The 25707-nt window shown below is 53.3% G+C and carries 21 protein-coding genes and 1 tRNA gene; 15 read left to right on the plus strand and 7 right to left on the minus strand.

Annotation, left to right across the window (positions count from 1 at the left end; all coding sequences use genetic code 11):
- Positions 1-12: 12 nt before the first annotated feature.
- The 14 genes from moaA to RB_RS08075 all read left to right on the plus strand — a co-directional run bounded on the left by moaA (position 13) and on the right by RB_RS08075 (position 14325).
- Complete coding sequence (moaA, locus tag RB_RS08010; RefSeq protein ID WP_011119704.1) at positions 13-1092, plus strand: GTP 3',8-cyclase MoaA; 1080 nt, start codon at positions 13-15, stop codon at positions 1090-1092.
- Positions 1093-1140: 48 nt separating this feature from the next.
- A complete protein-coding gene (locus RB_RS08015) occupies positions 1141-2250 on the plus strand; it encodes a stage II sporulation protein M (RefSeq protein WP_007336191.1) in 1110 nt (369 codons plus the stop codon).
- On the plus strand, positions 2240-3316 hold the full coding sequence (locus RB_RS08020; RefSeq protein ID WP_164921699.1) for a hypothetical protein: 1077 nt from the start codon (positions 2240-2242) through the stop codon (positions 3314-3316). Before RB_RS08015 ends, RB_RS08020 begins: the two co-directional genes overlap by 11 nt.
- Entirely contained in the window at positions 3313-4224 is a 912-nt protein-coding gene (locus tag RB_RS08025; RefSeq protein ID WP_164921700.1) for a DUF4129 domain-containing protein, read from the plus strand. The genes RB_RS08020 and RB_RS08025 overlap by 4 nt, the downstream gene beginning before the upstream one ends.
- The gene (locus RB_RS08030; protein WP_011119707.1) at positions 4221-5861 is read left to right on the plus strand and encodes a hypothetical protein; all 1641 of its coding nucleotides are present in this window, start codon (positions 4221-4223) and stop codon (positions 5859-5861) included. The genes RB_RS08025 and RB_RS08030 overlap by 4 nt, the downstream gene beginning before the upstream one ends.
- Entirely contained in the window at positions 5858-6997 is a 1140-nt protein-coding gene (locus RB_RS08035) for an AAA family ATPase (RefSeq protein WP_011119708.1), read from the plus strand. The genes RB_RS08030 and RB_RS08035 overlap by 4 nt, the downstream gene beginning before the upstream one ends.
- Positions 6998-7094: 97 nt before the next feature.
- Positions 7095-7168, plus strand: a tRNA-Arg gene (locus RB_RS08040).
- Positions 7169-7376: 208 nt separating this feature from the next.
- Complete coding sequence (locus RB_RS08045; RefSeq protein WP_011119710.1) at positions 7377-7736, plus strand: AbiU2 domain-containing protein; 360 nt, start codon at positions 7377-7379, stop codon at positions 7734-7736.
- 229 nt (positions 7737-7965) lie between these two features.
- Complete coding sequence (locus RB_RS08050) at positions 7966-8604, plus strand: ParA family protein (protein WP_164921701.1); 639 nt, start codon at positions 7966-7968, stop codon at positions 8602-8604.
- 16 nt (positions 8605-8620) lie between these two features.
- Positions 8621-8941 carry a hypothetical protein gene (locus tag RB_RS08055; RefSeq protein WP_164921702.1) on the plus strand — a complete coding sequence of 107 codons (321 nt, stop codon included), beginning with the start codon at positions 8621-8623 and terminating at the stop codon, positions 8939-8941.
- 23 nt (positions 8942-8964) lie between these two features.
- Entirely contained in the window at positions 8965-10143 is a 1179-nt protein-coding gene (locus RB_RS08060) for an ISAs1-like element ISRba7 family transposase (protein ID WP_011118077.1), read from the plus strand.
- A 595-nt stretch (positions 10144-10738) separates the two neighbouring features.
- Positions 10739-11065 (plus strand): hypothetical protein, encoded by a 327-nt coding sequence (locus RB_RS08065; RefSeq protein WP_164921703.1) that lies wholly within the window; start codon positions 10739-10741, stop codon positions 11063-11065.
- Positions 11055-13145: a TIR domain-containing protein gene (locus RB_RS08070; protein ID WP_164921704.1), complete on the plus strand. Its 2091-nt coding sequence runs from the start codon at positions 11055-11057 to the stop codon at positions 13143-13145. The genes RB_RS08065 and RB_RS08070 overlap by 11 nt, the downstream gene beginning before the upstream one ends.
- Positions 13138-14325 (plus strand): hypothetical protein, encoded by a 1188-nt coding sequence (locus RB_RS08075; protein ID WP_011119716.1) that lies wholly within the window; start codon positions 13138-13140, stop codon positions 14323-14325. The genes RB_RS08070 and RB_RS08075 overlap by 8 nt, the downstream gene beginning before the upstream one ends.
- Before the next feature lie 550 nt (positions 14326-14875).
- Here RB_RS08075 and RB_RS08080 read toward each other — a convergent pair.
- Positions 14876-15310 carry a tyrosine-type recombinase/integrase gene (locus tag RB_RS08080; protein WP_390174968.1) on the minus strand — a complete coding sequence of 145 codons (435 nt, stop codon included), beginning with the start codon at positions 15308-15310 and terminating at the stop codon, positions 14876-14878.
- On the opposite strand from RB_RS08080, the gene RB_RS08085 reads away from it, so the two are divergent.
- A complete protein-coding gene (locus RB_RS08085) occupies positions 15301-15891 on the plus strand; it encodes a JAB domain-containing protein (protein WP_231846322.1) in 591 nt (196 codons plus the stop codon). The genes RB_RS08080 and RB_RS08085 overlap by 10 nt on opposite strands.
- A 50-nt stretch (positions 15892-15941) precedes the next feature.
- On the opposite strand, the gene RB_RS08090 is transcribed toward RB_RS08085, so the two are convergent.
- From RB_RS08090 to RB_RS08130, 6 genes are all read right to left on the minus strand, one after another.
- Complete coding sequence (locus tag RB_RS08090) at positions 15942-17414, minus strand: SEFIR domain-containing protein (RefSeq protein ID WP_011119720.1); 1473 nt, start codon at positions 17412-17414, stop codon at positions 15942-15944.
- 253 nt (positions 17415-17667) lie between these two features.
- Complete coding sequence (locus RB_RS08095) at positions 17668-18366, minus strand: tellurite resistance TerB family protein (RefSeq protein WP_011119722.1); 699 nt, start codon at positions 18364-18366, stop codon at positions 17668-17670.
- A gap of 836 nt (positions 18367-19202) precedes the next feature.
- Positions 19203-20381 (minus strand): ISAs1-like element ISRba7 family transposase, encoded by a 1179-nt coding sequence (locus RB_RS08105; protein ID WP_011118077.1) that lies wholly within the window; start codon positions 20379-20381, stop codon positions 19203-19205.
- 373 nt (positions 20382-20754) lie between these two features.
- Positions 20755-21789 (minus strand): molybdopterin-dependent oxidoreductase, encoded by a 1035-nt coding sequence (locus RB_RS08120; RefSeq protein ID WP_231846323.1) that lies wholly within the window; start codon positions 21787-21789, stop codon positions 20755-20757.
- Positions 21790-21848: 59 nt separating this feature from the next.
- A complete protein-coding gene (locus tag RB_RS08125) occupies positions 21849-25232 on the minus strand; it encodes a M56 family metallopeptidase (protein ID WP_011119728.1) in 3384 nt (1127 codons plus the stop codon).
- A 2-nt stretch (positions 25233-25234) separates the two neighbouring features.
- Positions 25235-25678: a BlaI/MecI/CopY family transcriptional regulator gene (locus RB_RS08130; protein WP_011119729.1), complete on the minus strand. Its 444-nt coding sequence runs from the start codon at positions 25676-25678 to the stop codon at positions 25235-25237.
- Between the last annotated feature and the right edge of the window lie 29 nt (positions 25679-25707).

Consider the following 25707-nt stretch of genomic DNA (forward strand, 5'->3'; position numbering starts at 1 on the left):
GAATGAGTTCGGATGGAAACGCTCACCGCTTCGTTTTTCGTCCGCATCGCGTCATCGATCCGGGCCGGTTACCCTACCAACATGACCGATCCCATTGCATTGGTCGATCGCTTTGGTCGACGCCACGACAGCCTTCGCATCAGTATCACGGATCGTTGCAACATCCGTTGTTTTTACTGCATGCCTGAACACGATGCGGAATTTCTGCCTCGCAGTGGTGTGTTGACTTTCGAAGAAATCGAACGTTTGGCGGGTTTGCTGGTCAAGCGTTGCGGTGTTCGCGATATCCGAATCACTGGTGGAGAACCTTTGGTACGCCGCGACTGCGTCGACCTGATCCGGATGCTGGCCCGAATCGATGGGTTGGAAGACCTCTCGATGACCACCAACGGGATGCTGCTTCGCGACCACGCGGCTGATTTGCGATCGGCGGGTTTGAAACGGCTCAATGTTTCTCTCGACACGCTTGATGAAGCCACGTTTGTCAAAATTGCTCGCCGTCCCGGTGTCGACCGAGTCATCGACGGAATCGACGCGGCGATCGAGGCGGGTTTTGAATCGATCAAACTCAACGCATTGGCGATACGTGGGCTCAGCGAATCCGAACTGGTTGGCCTAGTCCGTTTCTCGATCGAAAAAAGCGTTACGCTTCGATTCATCGAATTCATGCCACTGGACAGCGACCGGGCTTGGAAGTCCAAAGATGTGCTTTCAGGCGACGCTTGCCTAAAACTGCTTTCCGAAGCGTTTGGAGACGTCACACCGACCGGTCGCGAAAATCCATCGGCTCCCGCGGAAACTTTTACGCTCCGTTGCGACGGTCGAGAAGGCACGATCGGAATCATTCGATCAGTTACCCGTCCATTTTGTGGCGATTGCAACCGTTTGAGATTGACCGCCGATGGTGGGCTGCGAAATTGTTTGTTCTCGCAATCCGAAACGCCGCTTCGCGATGCGATGCGAAGTGGGTGCGACGACGACAAACTGATTCAAAAGATCCAGCAGTGTGTGGGCGAGAAACACGCCGCTCACGGCATTGATTCGGATGATTTCCGCCCTCCCGAACGCGCGATGCATGCCATCGGTGGCTAGGACCTTGGCCACACCCCCGAACCGACTTCGTTCGCTATAATTGCTCGCATGAACATCGCCAAACTGCTCGACAAACGACGATCGAACTGGGGCGAATTGGAACGTCTTTGCGAGGCGATGGAAGTTCGCGGAAGAACGGACAAAGCGGGGCCACAGTACAAGGGTGCCGCCGGGATCGTTCGTTTTGCAACGCTGTATCGCGGAGCATGTGCGGACTTGGCATTGGCCGACGCGTACCAATTGCCTCCCGCCACGGTGACTTACCTGCACCGACTGGTCGCGCGTTCGCACAACCAGCTTTATCGTGCGGGCAAATTCGAGCCGACCGGTTGGTTCGACATGATCTTTCGTGTCGCCCCACGCGAAATCTACGGCGACAACTGCGTGCGAGTCGCCACGTTGGTGTTCTTTGGTCTGTTCGCTTTGTCGATGTACCTGGGTTACCAACAAACACTCTTTCCCAATTTCGCGAATGTCGTCGTCGGCGAAGCCGGATTGCAATCGATGGAAGAGATGTACGAGATGGAGCTGGACGGAAGTCTGGACCACTACATCACGATGTCCAGCTTCTACATCATGCACAACACCGGCATTGGGCTGAAGTGCTTCGCCTATGGAATCTTGATCGTTCCGTGTCTGTACATATTGTCCAGCAACGCCGTCACACTCGGCACGGTGTTTGGTTACATGGCCCGGGAAGATGTGTCCAGCCGCGACAATTTCTTTGAATTTGTGACCGCTCACGGTCCATTCGAATTGACCGCGATCGCATTGTCCGCCGCCGCCGGGTTGCGTTTAGGCATGGGACTCTTTGCAACCGGTGGACTCAGCCGCATCGACTCCGTCCGCCGATCCGCGGTCAGAGCAGTGCCGGTGATCTCGGCCGCGGCGACATTGTTTGTGCTCGCCGCCTTCACCGAAGGATTCATCTCCCCCAGTCCACTGGCGTATACATTCAAAGCCGCTTGGTCGGTGATGTCGTCCAGCATGATCAGTTTCTACTTCGTCGTTCTCGGCTTCCCGGGCAATCGCGAACATCGATCCGTGCGAAGGACACTCGAGACGATCCTGGATGATCTTGGTCCACCCGAGAATTCCGATCCCAACCTGCAAGCCGACCAGAATGGTGGCGGGAGCTCGAGCGTCCGTGCAGCTTGATCGCACTCACATCGCCATCCGAGTCCGCTCGCTCTCCGAAATCGGTGACCTCGCTTTGCTGATGATCCGCCGCTATCCGGTCGCGGTCAAACGGGCGTTTTTTGCCGGGGCATTGCCGTGGATCGTCATCAACGCTGCCCTGCTGTCATTCTTGCCCCTTCGAATCGCGGCGGATGAATTCTTCACCGATGACTCCGCGTCGGATTTGCTCCGCTACGTCAGCTGGATGATGGTTTTGGTCGTGTTGCAAACGCCCTTGGCCGGCGCGTTCTCGACATATTATTTGGGGCAAGCGGTTTTTGAACAAAAGCCAACCCTGCGGCACACATTCGCGGAAGTTTGGAAGCTTCGATGGCCGCTGCTGTGGGTGCTCGGCGTCAAACGCCTCGCAATCCCAACCACGCTGCTACTTGTTTTTCGAATCGGAACCGATGCGGATGTCTTCATCGATTTCATGTTGCCGTGGTTGATCGTGATTCTCGCAGCGGTCGTTCGCAGCAACCGCCCGTTTGTTCCTGAGATGATCGTGCTGGAACGTTGCCCACTCCGTTCAAAATCTCCGCATGTCATCACACTCTCTCGGCGATCAAAGGGATTGCATACTCCGATGGCCAGCGAGCTTGGCGGACGCTTCCTGACTGTCGCGGGAACTTCATTCGTTTTGGTGTGTTCGGTTTACTACTCTCTGATCTGGGTCCGCGGAATCGCCACCTCGAATTGGTCCACGGATTTGCTCGCAATGATGGTGTTCGTCCCGTTGGCGCTGTGGACGGTCGCGGCGTTCAGCGTGGTCGTTCGCTTGCTCGGGTACCTGGACGCTCGAATCCGTTTGGAAGGATGGGAAGTGGAACTGGCCATCCGCGCCGAAGCCATTCGCCAATTCGGTGAAGATGCCATGAACTCGCAGGCGGCGTCTTCGAGACGGGGTGCACTGAATCGACCATCAACACCCGACAAACCCGCGGCTTCACCAACTCCGCCCCCTACTACCGAAGAAGCCCTGTTGGTTTCCGACGACGAAACTGACGCGAACGAGACCGCGATCGAAGTCGAGGTTCGACCATGACCGATCTCCAGATCTTCTCGCAAAAGAGTTCTTTCCAAGACGCATCGCCCGCTTGGTGTTCACTCAGTCTCCGTTCGACGCCAGCACACACGAATTGGATGTGCATCGTCGCTTGCGTCTTGTTCAGCAGCATCTCACTGCAAGCAATGACCCGCCAAAGTTTCGCGGACCAGCCCGCGGAAGCCAAAACCGTCGCCTCGCCGGTGACAGGATCGATTTGGTTTGACGATGACGCGGGAGAACTCATTCCGGTCGAAGTCTCGGACCAACAGACCGACACCGACAATCGTGACAGTCGCTGGACGGGCGTCTCCCGCAACAAAGCCAAACCGGCACCCGCTGCTCCTGCCGCCGGTGCAAACGGCGGGTTTACAATCGCCCGATTGATTGGCTGGCTCATGCTTGCGGGTTTGCTGGTTGGGATTGTGTCGCTGCTGGCGTGGGTGTTTGCAAACAGCGGCTTTGATTTTACTCCCGGCAACGTCGAGCAATCATTGCTGACCGGCGAACAACTGGACCGCCAAACCCGCCAACGCATGGAACATTTGCCTGAGGCGTTGCGTGATACCAGCGTCAACCCACGTGCCCAGGCCGAACGGTTGATGGAGTCGGGCCAGTACAACGAAGCGGTGATCTACCTCTACGGCCATCAATTGCTGTTGCTCGACCGAGTCCACTGGTTGCGGTTGGCCCGTGGTAAGACGAACAGTCGCTATGTCCGAGAGACAAAGCGGTCTCAACCCGATGCGGGGAACCGATTGCAACAAACGGTGTCTGCTTTTGAACGAGCCTACTTTGGTCGGCACGAAATCTCGAAAGTCGAATTCCTACGCCTTTGGCAAACCAACGCGGTGCTGGAACAAGAGATCCAGGCCGCTGATTCCGTTCGCAAACCGGGGGCAGCATGAACACCGCCACCCGAAATGATTCCATCGTCGAGTCCCAATTTGCGTCGCCCGATGTCGCGTGCTGTTGTTCCGCTTCATCACCGCGAACCGGCGGGAAACGGACGCGTTGGTTGCTGCTGCTTTGCGTCCTGCTGACTTCTGGGTGCGGCGAGCTGTACACCACTTACGGCAAAACGGACGGCACGATCGGCAAAGAAAGTCTCAATGGATTCGGCGCTTTTCGCGAGACGCTCACCGAAGAGCTTGACGACGCGGAACGTGCCGAATTGGGCGAAGACTGGGAGGACGCCGAACTCCGCTCTCGAAACCTAACGCGGTTGTCTTCACGGGCCTATCAGCACGATGCCATCGTTTGGGTTCCAACCGTATGGCCCCCAATCAATCCGGGCGAAGTCTCAGATTGGATGACCAAGTGGCTGCGAAGTGGAAACCGCACCGTTGTCTTTGTCGTTCCCGATGAGGGCAGCACGGAAGCCTATTGGCGAGAAGCGTCGAACCTGGCACCTCCGGAGCAACGACTGGAGTATCGCCGCCGTCTGGCTCAACAGATCAACCATCGTTTGCTCGAAGACGTCCGACGCGACGACATCACAGTTGGCAAACTGTTCACCGCTCGAGGGTTGCCGGCACGCCAGAACATCGATGATCGTCGAGTTGTCTCTTACGACTTGCACGATTTCGATCCGAAACGCGATGTCGCCAGTAGTGTCGTGATCCCAGGTGGATTGGTTGCGCCGGCCGCCCAGTCCAACAACGCGACGATCGTCGAAAGCGACGAAACTGCAACGAAAGAAACTGTCGTCGACCAAGAAGACACCTCAGGAAAATCTGAACCTGACTCGCCGACGGATTCCTCCGAATCGACGGAGGATCCAAAGGAGGAAAAAGGCGATTCCAAACAGACCAATCGGCCATCGCAATTGTTCGAATCGTTGGATGAGAACGATGGGATCACCACCTACGCCCGAATCACACATCCGAAGTGGAAGAATTCTTGCGTGTTGGTGGTTGCCGGCGGCGGAATGCTGACCAACTTCGCGATGACGAACGAACCTGCGATCGAAATGGCAAAACAAATCCGTCATGAGATCCTGTCCAACGCGGAAGTGGGAAAAGACGAACGGGTGAGCCTTGGCTTCATGACCAGCGACCTCTCCTACGTGCCTATCTCCGACGCCGAACCGGGTGCCCCGGCACAAACCGGAATGGAGATGCTGACAACGTGGCCGATCAGTCTGGTCACGCTTCACGCTCTGTTCTTAGGTGTCGTGATGTGTTTGATGCTCCTGCCGACTTTTGGCCGAGCACGACAAGTCGTCTATCATCGGTCGACTCACTTTGGAAACCACCTCAGCGCGATGGCAATTTTGATGCGTCGCGCCGGCGGGATGGACTTTGCCAAAGAGAAAATCAACCACTACATGCGAATCGTTCGCGGCGAACCGGATCTGTTTGTCGTCCCGAAGAAACCGCCCGTTCCGCCAATGAACACTACCGCTCCTCCGACCGCGAAGTCGGACGGCGAATCCAGTTCGCCCGACACCTCCGATGTGCCTCCTTCAACTTCGGAGGCACCAGTTGCTACAACGTCACTTGACCCGCCAGTTCCTAACGAACCCGCTGAGAAGTCGCCTTGAACGATTCTTCCTTGCCACCGATTTTGCCCGAAGACAACTCCGGTCCCGGGAACCCTGGCACCGACAAAGCTGCAAGCAATGCGCCGGGTTCTCCGCCTGAGATGTCCGAGCCCGCGACCCCGGCCTCGCACATCACCGTTCCAGAAATCGAAGAACCGTCCACACCGCCGGTATCGCCAGAATTCGCAAAGATCAAACAGCTTTTCGAATTGATCCAAGCCGAAGTTGCCAAGCTGTACGTCGGACAAGACGAGCTTGTCCTGGGCACGTTGACCGCATTGTTCTCCGGTGGCCACGTCCTGATCGAATCGGTCCCGGGACTGGGCAAAACGCTTTTCGTTCGAACACTTGGGCGAATCCTGGGCTGCGAATTTGGACGCATCCAGTTCACCGCTGACTTGATGCCTTCGGACATCACCGGTGCCCCGGTGTTTGACATGCAGACCAGCGAATTTCGATTCCGCGCCGGTCCCGTGTTCACGCAGTTGTTGCTGGCCGATGAGATCAACCGGTCGCCGGCAAAAACGCACGCGGCATTACTCGAGATCATGCAGGAATATCGCGTCACGATCGATGGAACCAGCCACCCGGTTCCCAAACCGTTCTTGGTATTGGCAACGCAGAACCCGTTGGAAAGCGAAGGCACCTACAACTTGCCCGAGGCACAGCTGGACCGGTTCATGTTCAAGCTGATGGTCGACTATCCATCGGCCAACGAGGAAGCCGAGATCTTAAAAATGCATTCGATGCAGGTCGACTTTGGCCAGCGATTGGAAAACGAGATTCAGCCGATCACCAATCCGGAGATCGTTCAAAAGGTCATCTCGACGTGCAGCCAAGTTCGCGTCGAGGATCGCTTGGTCGAATACATCAATGCATTGATTCGATCCACCCGGACTTGGCCCGCCTTCCATATTGGTGCGTCGCCGCGAGCGGGGATTGCACTGATGCAATCCGCCCGCACGATTGCCGCGTTTTCCGGCCGCGATTTCGCGGTTCCCGACGACGTGATGGAAATTGTTTTGCCTGTTTTGCGGCACCGAGTCTCGTTGACGGCGGAGGCCGAAATTGAGGGTCGCAGCGTTGATGAGGAATTGCGGGCCATGATTCGCGGAATCGAGGTCCCAAGGAACTGAAAGTTGGTCATTCCCCCTTGCGAGAAACCAGACCAGCCGATATTTTCACGCCCTCGCGAGCGACGCGAAAGCGATTCGCCGCTGAACATTTGAAGAAGCACCCCTAGCTCAATTGGATAGAGCATCGGTCTACGAAACCGAAGGTTACTGGTTCGAATCCAGTGGGGTGTACTCGACTTACGTCAAACCGCCAAAGCGAATGTACCCAGCTACATTCGCTTTTTTTTTAGACCCAATGATTGCCTGAGGGGCTATCAAACCATACCACAGGATCTCCTCTAGCTAATCGCCTCGCGATTGGGCACCGAATAAGACTGACTCTCAATGCCAGCAGCTTCCAGCTGAACTAGAAGGGCCTCTTAATTCGGTCGTCGCCCACGTGCGATACATCACGTACTTATGGCAAACCTACAAACAGTTGTTTGCTGAATCAAGCAAACGCCGCAATTTGCTGCATGCGGAAGCTGGGGATTTTTTCCGTCTAGTCGACGACGTACTGCTGGACGCCATTTTGCTTGGAATGGCAAGATTACATGACGAGGCCCAGAAGGGAAAAAGCCGCAATCTATCCCTCCAGTACATTATTGAACTGATTCCAAACCCTGCTCATGCCCAGCTGATATCGTGGTTCATTCGCTCGCGCAACGGAGAAAGTACCGCACAAACTCATCGCAACTCGCCAACGGGTTCCAGTAGCTCGATTCTCGCGAAAATTCCCGAGGCTCAGAGAGCCGTTTGAAGGCCTGATTTTTGACGACCTACCATCGGCATAGGTCGGGGCGTGATCGGTCAATGTCGTAGATTCTCGTCGCCCTGACCGGCAACGCCATGGTAGCCGGCAGTGTCGTTTGCTCCATTTTTGTCGCGGCCCCCGATGCATGCATGCAAGACTCAGGCAAGTTGCTGGAATCAATCCACATGCAAGAAAGACTCTTGCACGGATTCGTAACGCATGCGAACAAAGGGGCATGAAGTATCTTTTCGTAAACACGAAAGGCGGAGTCGGCAAAAGCACCTTGGCAACGGCGTTCGCCGTCTACCTGCACGACGCCGGTCGTAGAGTTGCCGTCCTCGATGCCGACGAGCAGCTCCATTCGGCCAGAGCGATTGCAGAAGCGGAACCTGGAATCACAGTGGTCGCCGAATTCGAGCCAAACAAAATCCCCGACACAATCACGCGACTGGCCGACCAACACGACGATGTCGTTTGCGATGCCCCCGCGAGGCTTTCTGATGAAACAAGGGAAATGATGGTCATGGCCGACGTCGCGATCTTTCCGATGGAGCCAACCATCAAGTGCCTTCGCTCGACGAAGGAATCGATCGAGGTCTTGAACTACGCAAGAACCGTGACCGGTGGAAAACCAGAGCACGCCTGGCTCGTTCTGAACAAAGCCAAGAAACGTACCCGACTTTTTCGCGAGGTCGAAAAACTCGCTCCCAGCCTCGGCCTCATTGTGGCAACCGAACCAATCCGCGACCTTCAGGCCTTTCCCGAAGCTGACCAGCAGGGCACAGTCGTGCTTCGCGTCAAGTCAGACTCGCCATCGTTCGAGAAGGCCAAATCGGATTTGAAAGGATTGTTTGGACAGATAGCTGAGGTGTAAAAATCGGGAGTTGCCAATGGCTGAAAGAAGAGACGCGGCAGCAGCGTTGGAGATGACACCTGCGTTTGACAGTTTCATCCGCACGGGTGTTTCCAACGAGGAACCCGCCACGAACGACCAACCTGAGAAATTGCCGAAGCCAGGACAGACGATGTCGGAGAGAAAGACAGGGAAGCGAAAACCCAAAGTCGCGGGACAACGCAAGGAGCGGCGACCAACTGACTTCCAACAGGATTCTCCCGAGTTCGCCCGCACCCACGGCGATCGCATCAAATTTCGGAAGAAGTATTCGATTGCCGGTTGTCTTGGTGAAGACCTGTTGCGAAAGATTGCGTGAACTCGTTTGATTCATGCCCTGCTATGGAGACGGCAATGCTTTCGCAAATCGATGTGTTTCACGACTGCTTTGATCAGGTCGAAGACCCTCGCGTTCCCGGACGAACCACGCATCCGTTGAACTCCATTTTGTTCCTAGTGGTTGCTGCGACGATCGCCGATGCCGACGGTCCCGAAGAGATCGAGTGTTTTGGAAATGAACGACTCGATTGGCTCAGTCGCTTTGCAGATTTCCCTCACGGCATCCCCTCGCACGACACCATCGGTCGAGTCCTGTCACTGATCAAACCAGAGCAGTTTCAGCAAGCTTTGCTAGACTGGCACACACAACTTTGTCAGCAATATCGCGACGCCGAAGACAAGCTTGATCGTGATGAAGAGCAGTCTCTGCCCATTCATGTTGCGATTGATGGCAAGACCGCACGCGGCTCTTACACCAACGCTGAGAAATCAAACGCAATTCACTTTGTATCCGCTTGGGCTTCCAAACATGGAGTCACTCTTGGGCAAACCGAAGTGGATTCAAAAACCAACGAAATCACAGCAATTGATGAGCTTTTAGACTTCATTGATGTCCGTGGCACCATTATCACGCTCGATGCAATCGGAGCCCAGAAGTCGATTGCTGAGAAGATTCATCGTAATGGCGGCGACTACATTTTCGCGATCAAAGACAACCATCCCAAGTTGGCCAATGCCATCCGTGAACACTTCGAGTTGGTTCACGAAGAAGGGCTGAAAGCCAATGGAGTGAAGTCGAAGAAGACGGTGGGAAAAAAGAGTGGCCGACAGGAAGAACGATTCTACGCTGTTTGCCCGATACCACCTGAGATGAAAGCCATGACAGATCTCTGGGCAGGTGCGACGAGCATCGGCCAAGCCATCACGCAAACGGAGCGAAATGGAGAGTGCCATGTCGAGGTTCGTTATTTCCTGCTCAGTCGACCTGCCCGGGTAGGAGAGTTCGCAATCAGTGTCCGGAGTCACTGGAGCGTGGAGTCCATGCACTGGGTGTTGGATGTCGTGTTCCACGACGATGCCAGCCGCATTCGGACCAAGAACGCGACGGCGAATTTCACGTTCATCCGTCGTTATGTGACGACGCTTCTCAAGCAGGACACTACCAAGCGAAGTCTCAAGCAGAAGCGAAAAAAAGCGGGCTGGAATACCGACTTCCTCGAGAAACTCATGTTCTCAGCATGATTTTGATGCGATCGCCGTGCGCCCGCACCCTATCTCGTGCCCGCATCCAAAAGAGCATCCGCTTTCTACCGCAGCTAATCGCTCAATACGAAGAGCACGTCCGAAAAGAAGAATCCGCCGGTCGGAGGCCACCAACGCTCCAAGACACCATGAACGATGCTATGGGACTGTGGCTACGTAGGACTGAATAAGTCTCTGCTCAGCGTGGCCAACGCACGAAATGTATCTTCACTAAACCCCAGCGAACTTAACCGCTTATACAGACGCGAGATAGACCAAAGGCTTCGATACTGAAGTCAATGCTACCACCACGAGTTCTAGGACCACGAACAGCGAGAAGCGTATCTGACTCGAATGCACTGTCCTGCTTTACCGTTAAGGGAATTTGTTTCCCGCGAACGTGCTGCCAGCGTGCCAACGGCACCGCGCCGGCTTAGCCGAACGCGAAATCCCAAGACTCATTCCAGCACGCGAAAAATTCGCCGCGCGGGTCAAATTTTTATTCCGAGTGTGGCAGACGCCGTGAGAGCACGACATACTGCAGATGAGCAATCCCTCCAGCATCCCACACGAACTCTTAAGGTGACGGGCCCAAATGGCGATTCAGATAGTCTATCCGGAGTTGGCAGGTCATCGCGTTCTCGCCATTCAACGGAATGCCAAGGCGAAAGATGTGGTCGCACAGTATTGGGTTGCCAGCGGAGCACGCAATCTAAATTGGGGCATCATTTTGGATATCTTGATGCATCCCCTGCCTCAAGCGGATGAACAGGAATTCTCGCTAAAACTACAGGGCAGGCTTGCCAGTCGACATTTCCAAACCGTACGGTATATCAGCGATACGACTGAAAGACTTGGCATCAAATCCGAGGATTTCGAATCGAATTTGCCTTGTAACGAAGGGCGATATTGTGAAGGGTGAGTTTGACGTTTTCCTGTGCCACAACAGTGCAGATAAGCAAGAGGTGCGGAAAGTCGCCACAGAACTTGCCGCAAATGGCCTGACATATTGGCTCGATGAAGAGCAACTTCGTCCAGGGCTACCATGGCAACGCACACTCGAGCGTGCAATCGTAGACATTCGAGCGGCCGCAGTTTTCATTGGTGGATCAGGTCTTGGACCCTGGCAAGAAATGGAGCAGGAGGCGCTTCTACGTCGTTTGGTTAAAGACGATTGCCCAGTCATTCCGGTGATTCTGCCGTCGTGCCAATCAACGCCGGATCTTCCCGTGTTTCTGGAAGGTATGAACTGGGTTGATTTTCGTTCTACTACGGCTGATCCGTTGCGACGATTAATCTGGGGAATTACTGGACGCGCACCAGGTGAAACGCACTCGGATTTCCCCACTGGACCTCGAATTAAAGAACTACGACTGCGAGAAAAACTTACACAGGCGCAGCTTGCTGACCTTATAGCAGTTTCTCCTGCAACTGTAAGCAAATGGGAGACTGGTAAACAGATTGCTCCACAGTCTCAAGCAAGAAAAATTTGCGCTGTGCTTGAGAAAGAACAGGTACAAGAAACAGTCTGTGATGTCGTGGTCTTGTTGCATGGCATACGCGATCGTGGCGAATGGCAACAAATGATGCGACGGATTCTTGAAGAAAACACTGTGAATCTGAAGGTCTTCGGATGTAAGTATGGTTACTTTGATGTCTTTCGATTTCTCGCACCTTGGGATTGGGGGAAACGACCAAGGGAGCGTGCTGAAAGGCAGCTTAGACTCGTAAAGAAAGCGTTTCCAAATGCCAGAACCACGGTGATAGCTCATAGCTATGGAACATACCTTCTTACTCGAATCTTAACGGACAAGTCTGATATCGAGCTTTGGCGTGTAATTTTATGTGGTTCTGTAGTGGACGAGAATTTTCAGTGGGACAAAGTTAGTCATCTTGTCGGTGACAGGAATGATCCCGAAAAACGCAAATACATCATCAATGACTGTGGCAGTCGTGATATTTGGCCTGTCTTAGGGAAGTCGGCTGGATGGGGCTATGGCGCGGCTGGTGTCGACGGATTCGGCCAGATTTGTGTTCAAGACAGATTCCACCTGGGCGGACACTCTTTATTTTTTGATGAAGAATTTGTTTCGACCTGGTGGAAACCACTCGTTGAGGGTCGTTTACTTGCCAATCCTGACGGAAATACAAGCCAGCGAAAGGACATGCCAACGTGGCTTACATTCTTTGATTTTGTCCCTCTTCGCTGGCTGATTGTTCTTCTTGTTGTCTTCGCCTGCGTGGCTCTTGCATCCATTTGCTACAGGCTCATGCCAAACAGCTCGAGGCGATCGAATGTAGTTGGGTCTGCGTCTCTCGACGTTTCCGACCGTATGTTTACTGTCGTTGATGTCTTAACGGATGAAATCGTTGCACGCAAAGCGGTGTTGACCTACACATCGGACGAGATGCCTCTGAGCAACACCTCGATATCAGGACAGTTGGGGCAGATTAAAGACCCCGGTGACATCGGGAATATTGAGTCAGTGGAAATCAGCGGATTCAGGTATCGTGCAAGAACCCGTATGAAACTGATGGTGGAGAGAATCAATCCACTCTACGAGCAATCCATACGTCCCCTGGACGAGTACGACTTACCATCGCACGAAATTTATGATCTGGCCAAACAGACTGGGAGACCGGATGAATTTGCATTAACCGTCTACAATGAAACGAATTCTCACGTCGATCTTTTGTTTTTGCATTATGCACCAGTCAAATTCCAATCTCCCTTTGGAGATGCCTGGGAGTTGGTGATCCCTCCAATAGCGCCAGGGCCCAAAGGTATACGAACACTTAATGAATTCAACAAAGAAGTGGGCTTGTTTCTCGTGTTTGCATCTATGAACGGGATGCGTTCCGAGCATGTACTCACTCAGGATTTCTACTTACACGAAGCTCCGCTTCTTATTATTAAATTTGGCAGAAACGGTCTGTCGTCAGAGCTTCTATGGGGTGAAGATTCTAGGGCCTTCTTAGAGAAAAGGACACGAGATGAATAGAGTTATTTTGCAATCTTTCGGGCTCGCCATCGCCGCCATAATGTCGGGCATGTTCTCATGTCCTTGCAACGCCCAGAACCAGTTAAAAGTCGAAGGCAAGACATCCTACATTATCAGGCTAAGGCCAAGCACCAATAGACTTAGTGGCTGGCTCTCAAAAGCTATAAAAGGTGGTGAACCACCAGTCAACCTTGAACTGAAGCATTCAGGACCATATGACATGCACTTGCTATTCTTAAATGAGGACGGCGAGACAGTGAGCTCCTGGTCATCCAACGGCCCCGTTGACTTTGCGAATATTGATCTCAGTAAGAGCTTCGACCTTTCTATGCTGCAGATGATGTTTATGGTTACTGGATCATCAGGTCAGCCGGAACCATTCGCTGTGTCAGCATGGCATATGCGTAATGGAAATGTCCTGTTTCATTCACCGATTGGCTTGCTCATAAGAACTGGATTGGCATTTGAATTCGACAAAGAAGATCTTGACACCCACATTACAGTTAAGGGCGAAAACGACGCGATTGACCTGCACTTTTCAGGAACTCTGGATGCTCTGGAGATAAGCGTTAACGGTGCGCAGATGAAGGTTGACAATCTGTGGCTTGCGCATGACGACATCAGGAAGAATGACCTAGTGTGCTCTGGCACGTATCAGTTCAAAAACGAGTCTGGCGAGTTCCTGATTCACAGAAAGATCGGCTTTCCTGGCTGCAAGTTTTTTGTCAACTTCAAGGCGAAGAATGCTGAGTGGACATCACTTGTGTATTCGGCAAACTATGTTGCATCGGCGCCTGATACCAGCTTTGTGGCTGAGGAGCTTAGAGCAGCGGTTCAACGCTTGGAAACACTAATTGGTGTCGAGCAAAAAAGATTGGCGAAGCAATCAGACCTTATTGAATCGCAGGTTAAGCAACTCGGTTTTGCGCAATCAAGGATGGCCGACACGACTGATGAGCTATGGCTGAAGCTCAATAATCCAGAGGTGCATAGCGTGCTCACCAAGTGCATGAAATGCCATAGGGAAGGAAAACACGGGCCATCTTTTGCTGGTCATGAGGCATGGTTGCCAGCTATGGCTGAACCGACGATGAAAGAGATGTCCAACCTTGCAAAACTGACTGAGGAGCAAAGAGCCGCACTTGATCGTTTCATTCGCAACGTTGCAGCAGCTGAGTGATCTGCAAAGCCGATCGAGTGCGTAAGGCAGACTCGCATCAGTTTTGTATGCGTTAGTTAACGGTATTCGTCAATCAATGAGAAATAGGCCATGAGACTGCCTTTGATCGGGACGAGGAACCAGTACTTGTGCCGGTCAGGTGTGACGCCAGCTCCGGTGCTTAAGCAATCCGCTGAATCGTCTCAGCCTACGTTGGATGCTGGCGGTTGGACAAACCGTCGCGAGTTTGCTGGCCCTGGTTTGGGGGAGTATCGGTGCCAGTGCGGATGCAGAATTTGGGGTTGGAGCCACTCTTGGTCGATTGCAGAATTTCCATCAGTACGGAATTTGAAGTTCCGAAGTGGCACAGAAAGTGGCACAGAAACAGTTGACAGTGGGACAAAACCATTGAAAATATGGGAAGTGAGGCGACGCGGAAAGCGGCGTCATCATTCCCGCAAACCGTTGTCAAGTCAACACTTACATCCTTCGCAACGCATACCGCTTTCCCGTAATGGGTTGGCCTACGAAACCGAAGGTTACTGGTTCGAATCCAGTGGGGTGTACTACGCTAAATGCTGTTTAACAAACGTTTTAGCTTCGATAACTCCGCTGCTGATAGCTGCGGAGTTTTTTCGTGTCCCCCCATTATCGCATCCGTAGTTGCAGGTGTGGCGAGTTTCTGACGTACTTCGCTTGCGGCGGCCTGAGCTGATCGCGTTGCGCCGTAGTGCTTTTCTGTCGTCGCGAAATCAGCGTGACGCATGACGACCTTGAGCGTCTCCGCAGAGACGCCGGCATTGATAAGGCGTTGCGCACAGCCGCGCCTGATATCATGAACACTCGCAAACTTGGTTCTGGTGCCAGTTCGCTCATCCTCGTTCCGAACAACGATTCCGGCTTTTTTGCCAATCAATCCAATGATGCGGCCGACACGTTCTTTGGTTAAACGCTCCGAACGTGCCGAAGGCAAAGCCCACGTACGTCGGCAAGCTCGTGTCACCACGTGTGAAGGAGAAAAGTGACAAGGAACTGCTGGCTCTTGTGCTGCGATCGCAATTCGAGCGTGTCGCCAACAGGAAGGTCCGTGAGATTGCCCAGGCGTCAAAGGCGGAACTGGGTTTGACTGACATTGCCTATGAACGATTGATGGCTGGGATTGAGCTGGGAAAGCGTGTGGGCGAAGCGAAGACCAACTTCAACGAACGGCTGACCTCCACCCACAAAGCGGTCGCGTTCTGCAGGTCGCACTTCTCGCGACTAATCGCAGAGGGGCTTCAGGAAGAATTTCATATCGTGACGCTCGACACCAAGCACAGGATGATTGATTCACACAGAATCACCGTGGGAACACTCGATGCATCTCTGGTCCATCCTCGCGAAGTTTTCCGGCCAGCCATTAGGGACGCTTGCAGTTGCGTTCTGTTGGCCCACAACCATCCGTCTGGAGACCCGACTCCCAGCCGTGAAGATTTCAAAGTAACTCAGCAATTGACTGAGGTGGGCAAAGTCATTGGCATCACCGCGCTGGACCACATCGTTCTCGCAAGAGAAAACTGCTTGAGCTTGCGTGAACAGGAACCGTAGTCCAGATTGAAAACGTTCGAGCCCTGAAAACGCTTTCGGCCAATCCTAGTTCACCGGTCGCGTATTCTGGCGATCTCCTCGGCGCTAACGAGATCGCCGTCACCCCAGGTGCTTCGCCAGTAAGTACTCGAATTGTAGAAGTGTTTCATTTGGTCAGAGAGAACGACTTCGGTGATCTCATCGAACGTTGACAAGCCAAGTATCACGCCAACTGCACCGGGTTCTGCTGTACGCAACAGCTCGTCGAACAACGGGAGTTGGCGGCTACGTTTCCCATTTATCGATACAGTTGGTCCCCATCGGGCGTGTTGTTTTACTGCCGCAAGAAGAGCGATTGCATCTGCCTGAACCAGGTCGATGAGTCGAATCGCTGAGTTTGTCGCTCGCTCAGCCATAAGATGTCCGCTGTATCGAATCCAACCCGGATTCAACTTCTGATTAGCCATCACTTCTAGCGAGTCTGGAGGGTCGTGGAAAACACCAAAGTTCTCATGCCTTACGTCATCGCCTCCACGTCTCTCCGACACACTGTACCCGACCGTCAGGAGGTGATTGGCGATTTGGTATCGACGTCTTTTGATTGCGACAGCCAAAACATAGAGAAAGATTTCAAGAGCGAAAAATCGGTAGTTGTCGGTTGAAATCGGGAATCGCGGACCCTCCGTTTGTTCATCGAGGCGAGTCAGTTCAGCTATCTTTTCCAGGAATTCCACGAGAGCGCGGCTAAGCCATTCATCCTCGACACCAACAAATGCGCACTCCAGTACCTCGACAACTCTGTCTCGAATTGGCTTCATTTGCTCGATTGCGAGAAGCACTCTGTCTGGCCACTCTTCTTCGTTTCCTCGTTTGAATTCGAGCTGAAACTCCTCCAAATCTTCCAAGACAGCCTGCTTGAACTGGTCAAACGCGAGCGGTGGGTTCCCTTTTCCGGAAGTCAATACTTCACGAAACGTTCTTGCTGATCGCACACATTTCAAGGAAACGACAGTGTCGTCTGTGATGTAGGCGGGTGGTTTTCCGAGCGGCGGTTTGATTCTCTTTGGTTTGTCAAAAACAACTCTGGTCAATTCTTCAAGACGCGTCGCATAGGCATCAGGATTTGAAAAGTCGATGTAGATACGCCCACCCAGAAAAACTGGCAAGCAAGCGTTTCCTTGGTCGTCGCGTTCTTTCAGGATTGGAATAAAACGCGTCTCTTCAATATCTTTGTAGAGCTTCTGCGTGATGATTTGACTTTCTGTGCCGACGCCACCTTTTCGCCCGTCAGCCTTTGCCGCATAGTTCTCATCGCTGACAATCAATACGCGATCGATTGTCTTATCTGTGACAACTTTCTCCATGAACGTGTTGGCGTCCTGGCCTTCTTTCAGATCGTATTGGTCAACGACAACTTCGATGCCATTCGCTTGCAGATCCGCAACGAATGCCAGTATCCACTCGATGTGTGGTTCGGACGTGTGTGCGTACGAAACAAAAACTTTCCTTCGCACGCTCTTTGAATCTGATGGTGTTTCGCTCATTGTTGCCCCGCTGTTATGTCGTTGTGAACTAACTCATCCGCGATCATCTCGGCCTGTCTCAATACTGTTTCGGTCGCTAGTCGCTGCATGTCAGGCGGATAGGCGGCAGACAACTTACGCAGTCAACTGATTCCACCACGTGACGCTGCCGTCTCCAGTCGTGGAGACAATCGGATTGTCTCTTTTCAACCGCGGGCATGATCAACCGTCGAAACGTCTTCGTTGCGAAACGAATACTCCGACGCGCGTCGCATCAATTGATGGGTGAGTTCACTCCAAGGCCTGCCGCCACGCGTTGCAACATCTCTCGTTCTTCCTTTGCAACTCTGCCATCTGCCATGGCGATTTCCGACAAGAATTCCATGACCTTGGCCTTGCTTTCTTGATCCAAGACATCGCGGAGCATTCCGGCCAAGTCGTCGGCAGAAGGTAAATCTTTGCCATGCTGCAGAATCATGCGAAGACGAGCCTCGTCAAACCCTTCAAACACTTCATCACCGGATTTCTCAGCCGCCAACACCTCGGCTTCATCCACTTCACCGTCCGCCAGAATCATGGAAGCGGCCAATGCCACTCCCACCGCTTGAATGTCAATCAGATTGGGCGTGCCAGGCAACCCCAACTGAGTCAGTTTCTTTTCCACGGCCTTTGGGTTTGCACCGACAAAAACAGCACGAATCAGGTTGTAGAGAATCAGAAAAGGGTTGATGATCAAAGACTTTGGGCTGAACCATCCCAACAGCATCGACATACCCGCCTCACCAAAGATCTTCTGACGAACACATGGTACGCAGCCGATGAATGACTTCGAGCCAAACATCATGACGATCAGGAAACCGCGGACATAAGGAGCGGATGCGACCGCTTCCAGCGTTCGCTCCTGGCAATAGGGACATGGATACTGAGAAACGGCAGCGGAATTCTCGTTCGCAATCGTTGCGTCTAAACTCATTGGTTGGTCCCGGTCATCGAGGCTAATTTCTTAATGGCCTGTTGATTCAATCAGCCGAACCGCATTAGCGGCGATCAATCCTATGCCAACCGGGGCTATTGCCGATCGGCGGATTGTTGTCATTCGGTATACGACTGAATCAACAGGACGTTAAGCTTCGAACAGCACAGTTTGAGCATCATAGCGATGCCAATCAGCCACTGCAAATATTCTTCGGAAAGAGCCTTCGCATTTCCCACGGCGACGGCAAGTGCTCATGAGAAGCCGGAATCGTGTCGCGGAAACCATGCTGCAATCCCATTACTGTGTAAACACTTTCCGCGGCACATCCCATTGGTTCGATTGCACACAAATCAAACACAACCTTCACATCGCAAGCACATACAAACGGATGGATTGGCATGGTCCATCTGCCAACGCAGCCCGTGCCCGGTTGCACTCGAGAACTGTTGCCAACGCGACAGCTCATGGCATGCGAAAAGAACTGTGCTTGCCTAAGCAATTGAGACGGAACACGACGTGATTGCAGATTGCAATGAATCACATATCGGTGGATCTCTGCTATTGACTGCGTTCCAGCCAAAATCCAACTTGCCGCCATTCAATCGACCGAAAGATCCTTGAGGAAGCTACCAGGCGGTTAGTTGAGTCGCATACCGAGTCACAACAATCAGCCGATGGGCGTTCGCCGAATGGCACTTACTTTACAACTTCACCCTCGCCCCTGGGGAGGTCGTGCAGTTTGTCGAGGTCGCGTTTAAGCGGAGTTCTGTATGATGCACCTCTCCCGAAACGAAGTTTGGGGGGAGGTCGAGCGCACGGCGATCGCATCAAAATCATGCTGAGAACATGAGTTTCTCGAGGAAGTCGGTATTCCAGCCCGCTTTTTTTCGCTTCTGCTTGAGACTTCGCTTGGTAGTGTCCTGCTTGAGAAGCGTCGTCACATAACGACGGATGAACGTGAAATTCGCCGTCGCGTTCTTGGTCCGAATGCGGCTGGCATCGTCGTGGAACACGACATCCAACACCCAGTGCATGGACTCCACGCTCCAGTGACTCCGGACACTGATTGCGAACTCTCCTACCCGGGCAGGTCGACTGAGCAGGAAATAACGAACCTCGACATGGCACTCTCCATTTCGCTCCGTTTGCGTGATGGCTTGGCCGATGCTCGTCGCACCTGCCCAGAGATCTGTCATGGCTTTCATCTCAGGTGGTATCGGGCAAACAGCGTAGAATCGTTCTTCCTGTCGGCCACTCTTTTTTCCCACCGTCTTCTTCGACTTCACTCCATTGGCTTTCAGCCCTTCTTCGTGAACCAACTCGAAGTGTTCACGGATGGCATTGGCCAACTTGGGATGGTTGTCTTTGATCGCGAAAATGTAGTCGCCGCCATTACGATGAATCTTCTCAGCAATCGACTTCTGGGCTCCGATTGCATCGAGCGTGATAATGGTGCCACGGACATCAATGAAGTCTAAAAGCTCATCAATTGCTGTGATTTCGTTGGTTTTTGAATCCACTTCGGTTTGCCCAAGAGTGACTCCATGTTTGGAAGCCCAAGCGGATACAAAGTGAATTGCGTTTGATTTCTCAGCGTTGGTGTAAGAGCCGCGTGCGGTCTTGCCGTCAATCGCAACATGAATGGGCAGAGACTGCTCTTCATCACGATCAAGCTTGTCTTCGGCGTCGCGATATTGCTGACAAAGTTGTGTGTGCCAGTCTAGCAAAGCTTGCTGAAACTGCTCTGGCTTGATCAGTGACAGGACTCGACCGATGGTGTCGTGCGAGGGGATGCCGTGAGGGAAATCTGCAAAGCGACTGAGCCAATCGAGTCGTTCATTTCCAAAACACTCGATCTCTTCGGGACCGTCGGCATCGGCGATCGTCGCAGCAACCACTAGGAACAAAATGGAGTTCAACGGATGCGTGGTTCGTCCGGGAACGCGAGGGTCTTCGACCTGATCAAAGCAGTCGTGAAACACATCGATTTGCGAAAGCATTGCCGTCTCCATAGCAGGGCATGAATCAAACGAGTTCACGCAATCTTTCGCAACAGGTCTTCACCAAGACAACCGGCAATCGAATACTTCTTCCGAAATTTGATGCGATCGCCGTGAGGTCGAGCGACGCCGTTCAGGCGTACGCGAGGGAGGGGGCCGAGCATGGAAAACGGCGCAGATTGCCCTCCCCCGGAAATCTCGCTGAACGCTCGCTTTCCGACCCCTCCCGCTGCACGGGCGGGGTTCTCAAGGCGTTACTGGCGATGCACGTAAAAATTCACAACCTCCTTGAGGGGGTGTGAAGTAAGTGCCAATGGGCGTTAGCCACGGTGGGTGTCTGCTTAACCGCCGCCAACGCGGTACGGCTCATTAAATCAACAAGCAGCTACGCCTTGATCGCCTTGCGAACAAATGCCTTTTGTTCGTCTACCAAAGCGTCCAAGGATGCGAGATCGACTTGAGTGGATCGATCGATGATGGCAAGCAGGCTATCTGCTTCGTTTGCGTCGGGTTGGAAGAAGGTGGCACCGAAGAGTGATGCACCACGAATATCGCAGCCTCGCAGGTCAGCGCCGGACAAGTCCGCTCCTTCGAGATCGGCGCCGGTGAAGTCTGCCCCTTGCAGATTGGATCGTTGCAATTTGGAGTTGGATAGATTGGCGTCGCGAAAGTTTGCTTGTTGCAAATTGCAGGATTGAAAATCGGCGTCCCGAAGCAACGCGTCGGACGCTTGTAGATTCGCGAGGTCTCGATGCGCCGCATTGATTCCCCGCAAGTCCTGACCTCGAAAATCTCGCGATTCGATCACTCGCAAAGCGGCTTGCTTGGTCAACGTCGGTGCCATGTACCGTTCTTCACGCCACGGGTCCGCCCCGTTGTGGTACCCAGCCTCGGATTCCCAGTACCCCAGACGTTCTTCTTGCAAGAACTCAATCCGACGGATCCACTTCACGCTTTTGTAAAAGTACTTGCCTGGCACAACCATTCGCATCGGACCACCATTTTCAGTCGCCAACGGCTTGCCTTCTGCTTGCAAAGCGATGATCGGGTCGAGTTCCAACACTTCGCTGAGCGGTAACGAGGTCGAATGATTTCGCTCACTCCTCGCGACAAACGAAACAAAGTTCGCTTCATCGGTCCATCTCGGTGTCCCCGAGTCGTTCAGCAATTCGAGCAAGCGCACGCCAGCGAACGACATTGCCGGTTTCGACCAACGCGTCACGCAGTGAACATCGATTTGCCGCGTCACCTGCGGCATCGCTCGAATCTCGTCGAGCGAAAACGTGAACGGATTCGCAACGCAGCCATCAATCTCCAGCGACCAAGGCGAATCGATGTCGCCCGGGTGTCGTTCACCAACAATGGGCCAACGATCACCGCGAACAAGCTGTTGATTGGGAGGAAGAGTGCTGTCAGTCATGCGAGAATCGTACACGCACAAACGGTTTCGAGCGAGAACGATGAAATCACTTGATTAGATCAATCCCGGTACAAAACGTGATTTCTCATGATCCAAAGTAGGTCTCTTCCTCCATTGATCCGTTCGATGAGCTGTCCATCTGCTCCGTACAGCAGGACACCGCCATTTGAATCGAATCCATACCGAGAGAACATTTTGGCGTTGCCGTCATCGACCGCAATTGGGATTTGAAGCTCTCTCGCCCATACGTCTCTGTTTTCAGATCCTGAGATTTTGTTCCCGACGACACCAACGACTTGAACCCCTTGATCACCATAAAACTTGTGCACCAGATTCGCTTCTTGGAAACTGTGTTTCGATCGTCCGAACACAATTAGGCGAAAGTTCGCTTCTCCTGAAACAACATCGACCGGATCGCCGTTCAACCAATTCGTTGCCCTCAGTGGCTGGATCGTTCCCGGCGCCTGCTGATACCGGGCCAGTTCATTAAGTTCGGCTTCCAAGGCGGAATGGACTTTGAGTTCAACGTCTTCCCAGGGCGCCGCGGCAACGTCAAAGAATCGACTGGATTGCCGCAACCGTTCACCAAAGCTCGATCTGAATTTGCCATTTGCCTCGAGAGCATAATGGGCTCCTTCAATCAGTCCATCAAAATGGACGGCCCCCTCTTGGTCGGTTTGCTTGGTCCGTATGGTCGTCGACATGTTGCTCCCACCATTTGAGCGCGATGACACCTGAATTTTCAGCGAAGCCGGAACATCCACCAAAGCGTTGCCGTCCGAGTCGATGACAACGCCATTCAAACTTCCTTCGGGTGCCAGCACCATCTCGAGATGTTTCGCCTCGTTTGGCAAAATCGTCACACGAGACAGTTTTTTGGTCGGATGAATCGCATAGACCACCTGATTCCTTCGCGAACCACGAGCGACCGCAAATTTCCCGTCGGTATCAGTCAGGATGGGCTTTTGCCGAAAACCCTGAAGGACGATGGCATTCGCAACAGGCTTGCCTGACTCAAACAGCACTCGTCCCTGAATTGGAGCAGACTTGGTCGCGGTGAACGTTTTCATTTGAACGGTCTCGTTCGCCGCAACATGGATTTTCCGTCGATCGTCCTCTGTCGCTTTCCACTGTCCCTGATTGTCTTCGATCTGCACCGGGTACTCACCTTCCGCGACCTCACCTTCGTAGTAGCCTTCCGCATCGGTGCGTAGGAGGTGCCCCTGCCGATGATTGGCGCTGAAAGAGATGGACATTTGCCCAACTCCATCGCCCGTCTCTGCATCCACTACCCGGCCTCGGACCGTTCCCGTGCGATGAAGCGAGAACTCCATCGTGGGCTTGTCTTTTCGGTAAAAATGCCAGGACTGACTGACAAGCGTTGGGTGCTTGATCGAGATGTTCGAGTTGGCATCACGTAGTCGCGTCTCAACGATCCCGTCTTCGGGGACATCACAAACGACCATGAATACGCCACCGATCTCATTGACCACCACTTCGATCTTAGCCTGATCTATTTTGTCCGAGTCGGTGGGACTTTTGACGACAAACTTGACCGGATCTCCCTTCTCGATCACGGCGGTCAAAGGTGTTTCCGAAAGAGGAGTTTTCCAAATCGGCGTTTTGGCAAATTCGGGATGCACGAGCTGAACGTCATAAAAGCTGGCTTGCGAAATGGAAGGGATCTCCATACGGCCATTTTCGTCCGACGTTGGAACAGGCAAACCGAGTTGCTCCCAGACATCACGGTACAGATACAGACTGGTCAACGTTTCGCCTTTTGACTGCAATTGATTCAGGACAACCCCAGCCACGGGTTGCCCCTCTTCGTCGATCACATCGACAATTCCGACTGCCTCTGGCTGCAGTTCAAAATCCAGGTCGAGCAAATCAGCGTTCAACGGTGGCGAACCGGAATGTCGATGAACACGTCGCGATTGAATCGCATGGCCGCTCGCGTACGAATAAATGGCCAGTGATTTCAAATCTGGGTTGGTGAGTGGAATGTCAGTGAATTCGAAACGCCCCTCTGCATCCGACGTATCCGCCAAGCTCACCACTTCACGCTGCTCCTTCAGTTGGTAAAAGGCAACCACCTTTGCACTTTCAATGGGCTGGCCGAACTCATCTTTGACGAATCCCGAAAAGGCCGCATTTGGCAACAGCTCTTCGCTGTCATCGTTGGGCTGTGTGACGATCGGAGTCTTGGCCGGTGGTTCGCTGGAGCTCGTGATTTGAGGCTCAACCGCCTCGACCGGGATCGCCAATTGGCTACCCATCGCCAACACCAATAGAACTCCAAGCCCGATTAGCGAACGACCTCTCCAAGTCATTGCTGTTGCCCGATTTCGATTCGCGTTCAGCAGCGATTGGATTCGTTGTTCGAGCTTCCATCGCGAGGTGAACAAGCCGACCGCTCCGAACGGAACCATTGACGGACTTTGACGCTGGGTGATTTGCAATAGCGTCCGGCAATAGCTCGGCGCATCGCAATTTCCCAGCACATAGTTGTCGCAAATCTCTTCTCGGGCCTCCGCAAGACAACGATTCAGACGATGTACCAACGGGTTCCACCAATGAATCGCTGATATGAGGTGTTGTAGGATCAAAACCCATTGGTCTCGGCGTTTCACATGAGCCAGTTCATGGATCAGAACTTGACGCAAATCCGATGTCGAATCGTCCTGAACCATCTCACTAGGCAAAACGACGACCGACTGAATCAGTCGAGTGGCGATGGGAATCTCGACTTGGTCAGAAGTTGCCAAACGAACGGTCTCGGGTCGGATCCCAACGCGTCCGCAGGCTTCGGCGAAGCATTCACGCACGAGGGGGCTGGAGACGGGATTGGAGCTTCTCAGAATCTGGCGCAAACGCCCCAAGCCGAGCACCACTCGAATCAATCCAACGAGCGTGCCGAGCAGTGACACCACTACCAACGCAGGAAACACTAACCTCGCCGCTCTCATGAATTGAGCCCTGAGCGGCTTTGCCTGGATTGCTGATTCAGCAAACGCTCCGCTCGCCGTCGCGGGCTGGTACGCGTGGGATGTCATCACCACATCGCTTTGTGACAATGCTTCATCTTCTTCCCGCTTTACTTGGTCGATTGGTGTCGACTCAATGTGGCGTTCCATCAAGCTGGCCACTTCCGTTTCGGCCCGCAATTCTGCTGGCAACGGCGAAGGCATGTTGGAGTCATTGTCCATTGGCGTGTCGCGTTCGCTGGCCAACAGCCCCGGCAATGGGTTGCGAGAGGCGACCTCAGGCGTTCGTAGCAGAGCGATCCAGGCTGGGCAGACAAGGATCAACACCAAAGCGGAAAGAAGCATTCCGTGGCGTGCGGTCGCAAACCTTCGCAACATCCGATTGGCCGTCAAAGCCGCGAAAGAAATCAAGCTGGCGAACAGCACGCAACTGAGAACATAAGATGGAAGATTCATGCTCAGCGACCTCGCTTTCGAGTGGCTTTCGACTTGGTCTTCTTCGGAGAGGTCTCTTTCGCTTTTTCAGCAGCTTCATCAATCATCGCCGTGATCCGCGTGGCTTCTTCCTCCGTCAGCCCGCGGTATTCGATCAACGCCGTCACCATGTCCTCCGGTGAACCAGCGAAAAATCGATCCACCATTTGAGCAACCTTGACGCCCAGAGAACGCGTTTTGGGTTGAGCGGCGGAATAGACAAACGTCCTGCCGCATTCGCGATGCTTCGCCCAACCTTTGGCTTCCAAACGCACGATCGTCGTTTGGACCGTGTTGCGTGCAACGTGTCGTCCAAGACCGGCCAAATACTCTCGCACTTCACTGACGGTCGCTTCGCCGTGCTTCCAGAAGACTTCCATGACCTCCCTCTGGGATTCAGTCAGTGGCGGCGGTGTGGATTTCGTCATCCGTTTCTCCTGGACTGTGGTTCTTCAAG

Source organism: Rhodopirellula baltica SH 1, assembly GCF_000196115.1.
Taxonomy (GTDB): Bacteria; Planctomycetota; Planctomycetia; order Pirellulales; family Pirellulaceae; genus Rhodopirellula; species Rhodopirellula baltica.

Bases quoted from the DNA above. Each gene is read 5' to 3' on its own strand.
- moaA (WP_011119704.1), top strand. From the start codon at position 13: ATGGAAACGCTCACCGCTTCGTTTTTCGTCCGCATCGCGTCATCGATC.
- RB_RS08015 (WP_007336191.1), top strand. From the start codon at position 1,141: ATGAACATCGCCAAACTGCTCGACAAACGACGATCGAACTGGGGCGAA.
- RB_RS08025 (WP_164921700.1), top strand. From the start codon at position 3,313: ATGACCGATCTCCAGATCTTCTCGCAAAAGAGTTCTTTCCAAGACGCA.
- RB_RS08030 (WP_011119707.1), top strand. From the start codon at position 4,221: ATGAACACCGCCACCCGAAATGATTCCATCGTCGAGTCCCAATTTGCG.
- RB_RS08050 (WP_164921701.1), top strand. From the start codon at position 7,966: ATGAAGTATCTTTTCGTAAACACGAAAGGCGGAGTCGGCAAAAGCACC.
- RB_RS08055 (WP_164921702.1), top strand. From the start codon at position 8,621: ATGGCTGAAAGAAGAGACGCGGCAGCAGCGTTGGAGATGACACCTGCG.
- RB_RS08060 (WP_011118077.1), top strand. From the start codon at position 8,965: ATGGAGACGGCAATGCTTTCGCAAATCGATGTGTTTCACGACTGCTTT.
- RB_RS08065 (WP_164921703.1), top strand. From the start codon at position 10,739: ATGGCGATTCAGATAGTCTATCCGGAGTTGGCAGGTCATCGCGTTCTC.
- RB_RS08075 (WP_011119716.1), top strand. From the start codon at position 13,138: ATGAATAGAGTTATTTTGCAATCTTTCGGGCTCGCCATCGCCGCCATA.
- RB_RS08090 (WP_011119720.1), bottom strand. From the start codon at position 17,414: ATGAGCGAAACACCATCAGATTCAAAGAGCGTGCGAAGGAAAGTTTTT.
- RB_RS08095 (WP_011119722.1), bottom strand. From the start codon at position 18,366: ATGAGTTTAGACGCAACGATTGCGAACGAGAATTCCGCTGCCGTTTCT.
- RB_RS08105 (WP_011118077.1), bottom strand. From the start codon at position 20,381: ATGGAGACGGCAATGCTTTCGCAAATCGATGTGTTTCACGACTGCTTT.
- RB_RS08120 (WP_231846323.1), bottom strand. From the start codon at position 21,789: ATGACTGACAGCACTCTTCCTCCCAATCAACAGCTTGTTCGCGGTGAT.
- RB_RS08125 (WP_011119728.1), bottom strand. From the start codon at position 25,232: ATGAATCTTCCATCTTATGTTCTCAGTTGCGTGCTGTTCGCCAGCTTG.
- RB_RS08130 (WP_011119729.1), bottom strand. From the start codon at position 25,678: ATGACGAAATCCACACCGCCGCCACTGACTGAATCCCAGAGGGAGGTC.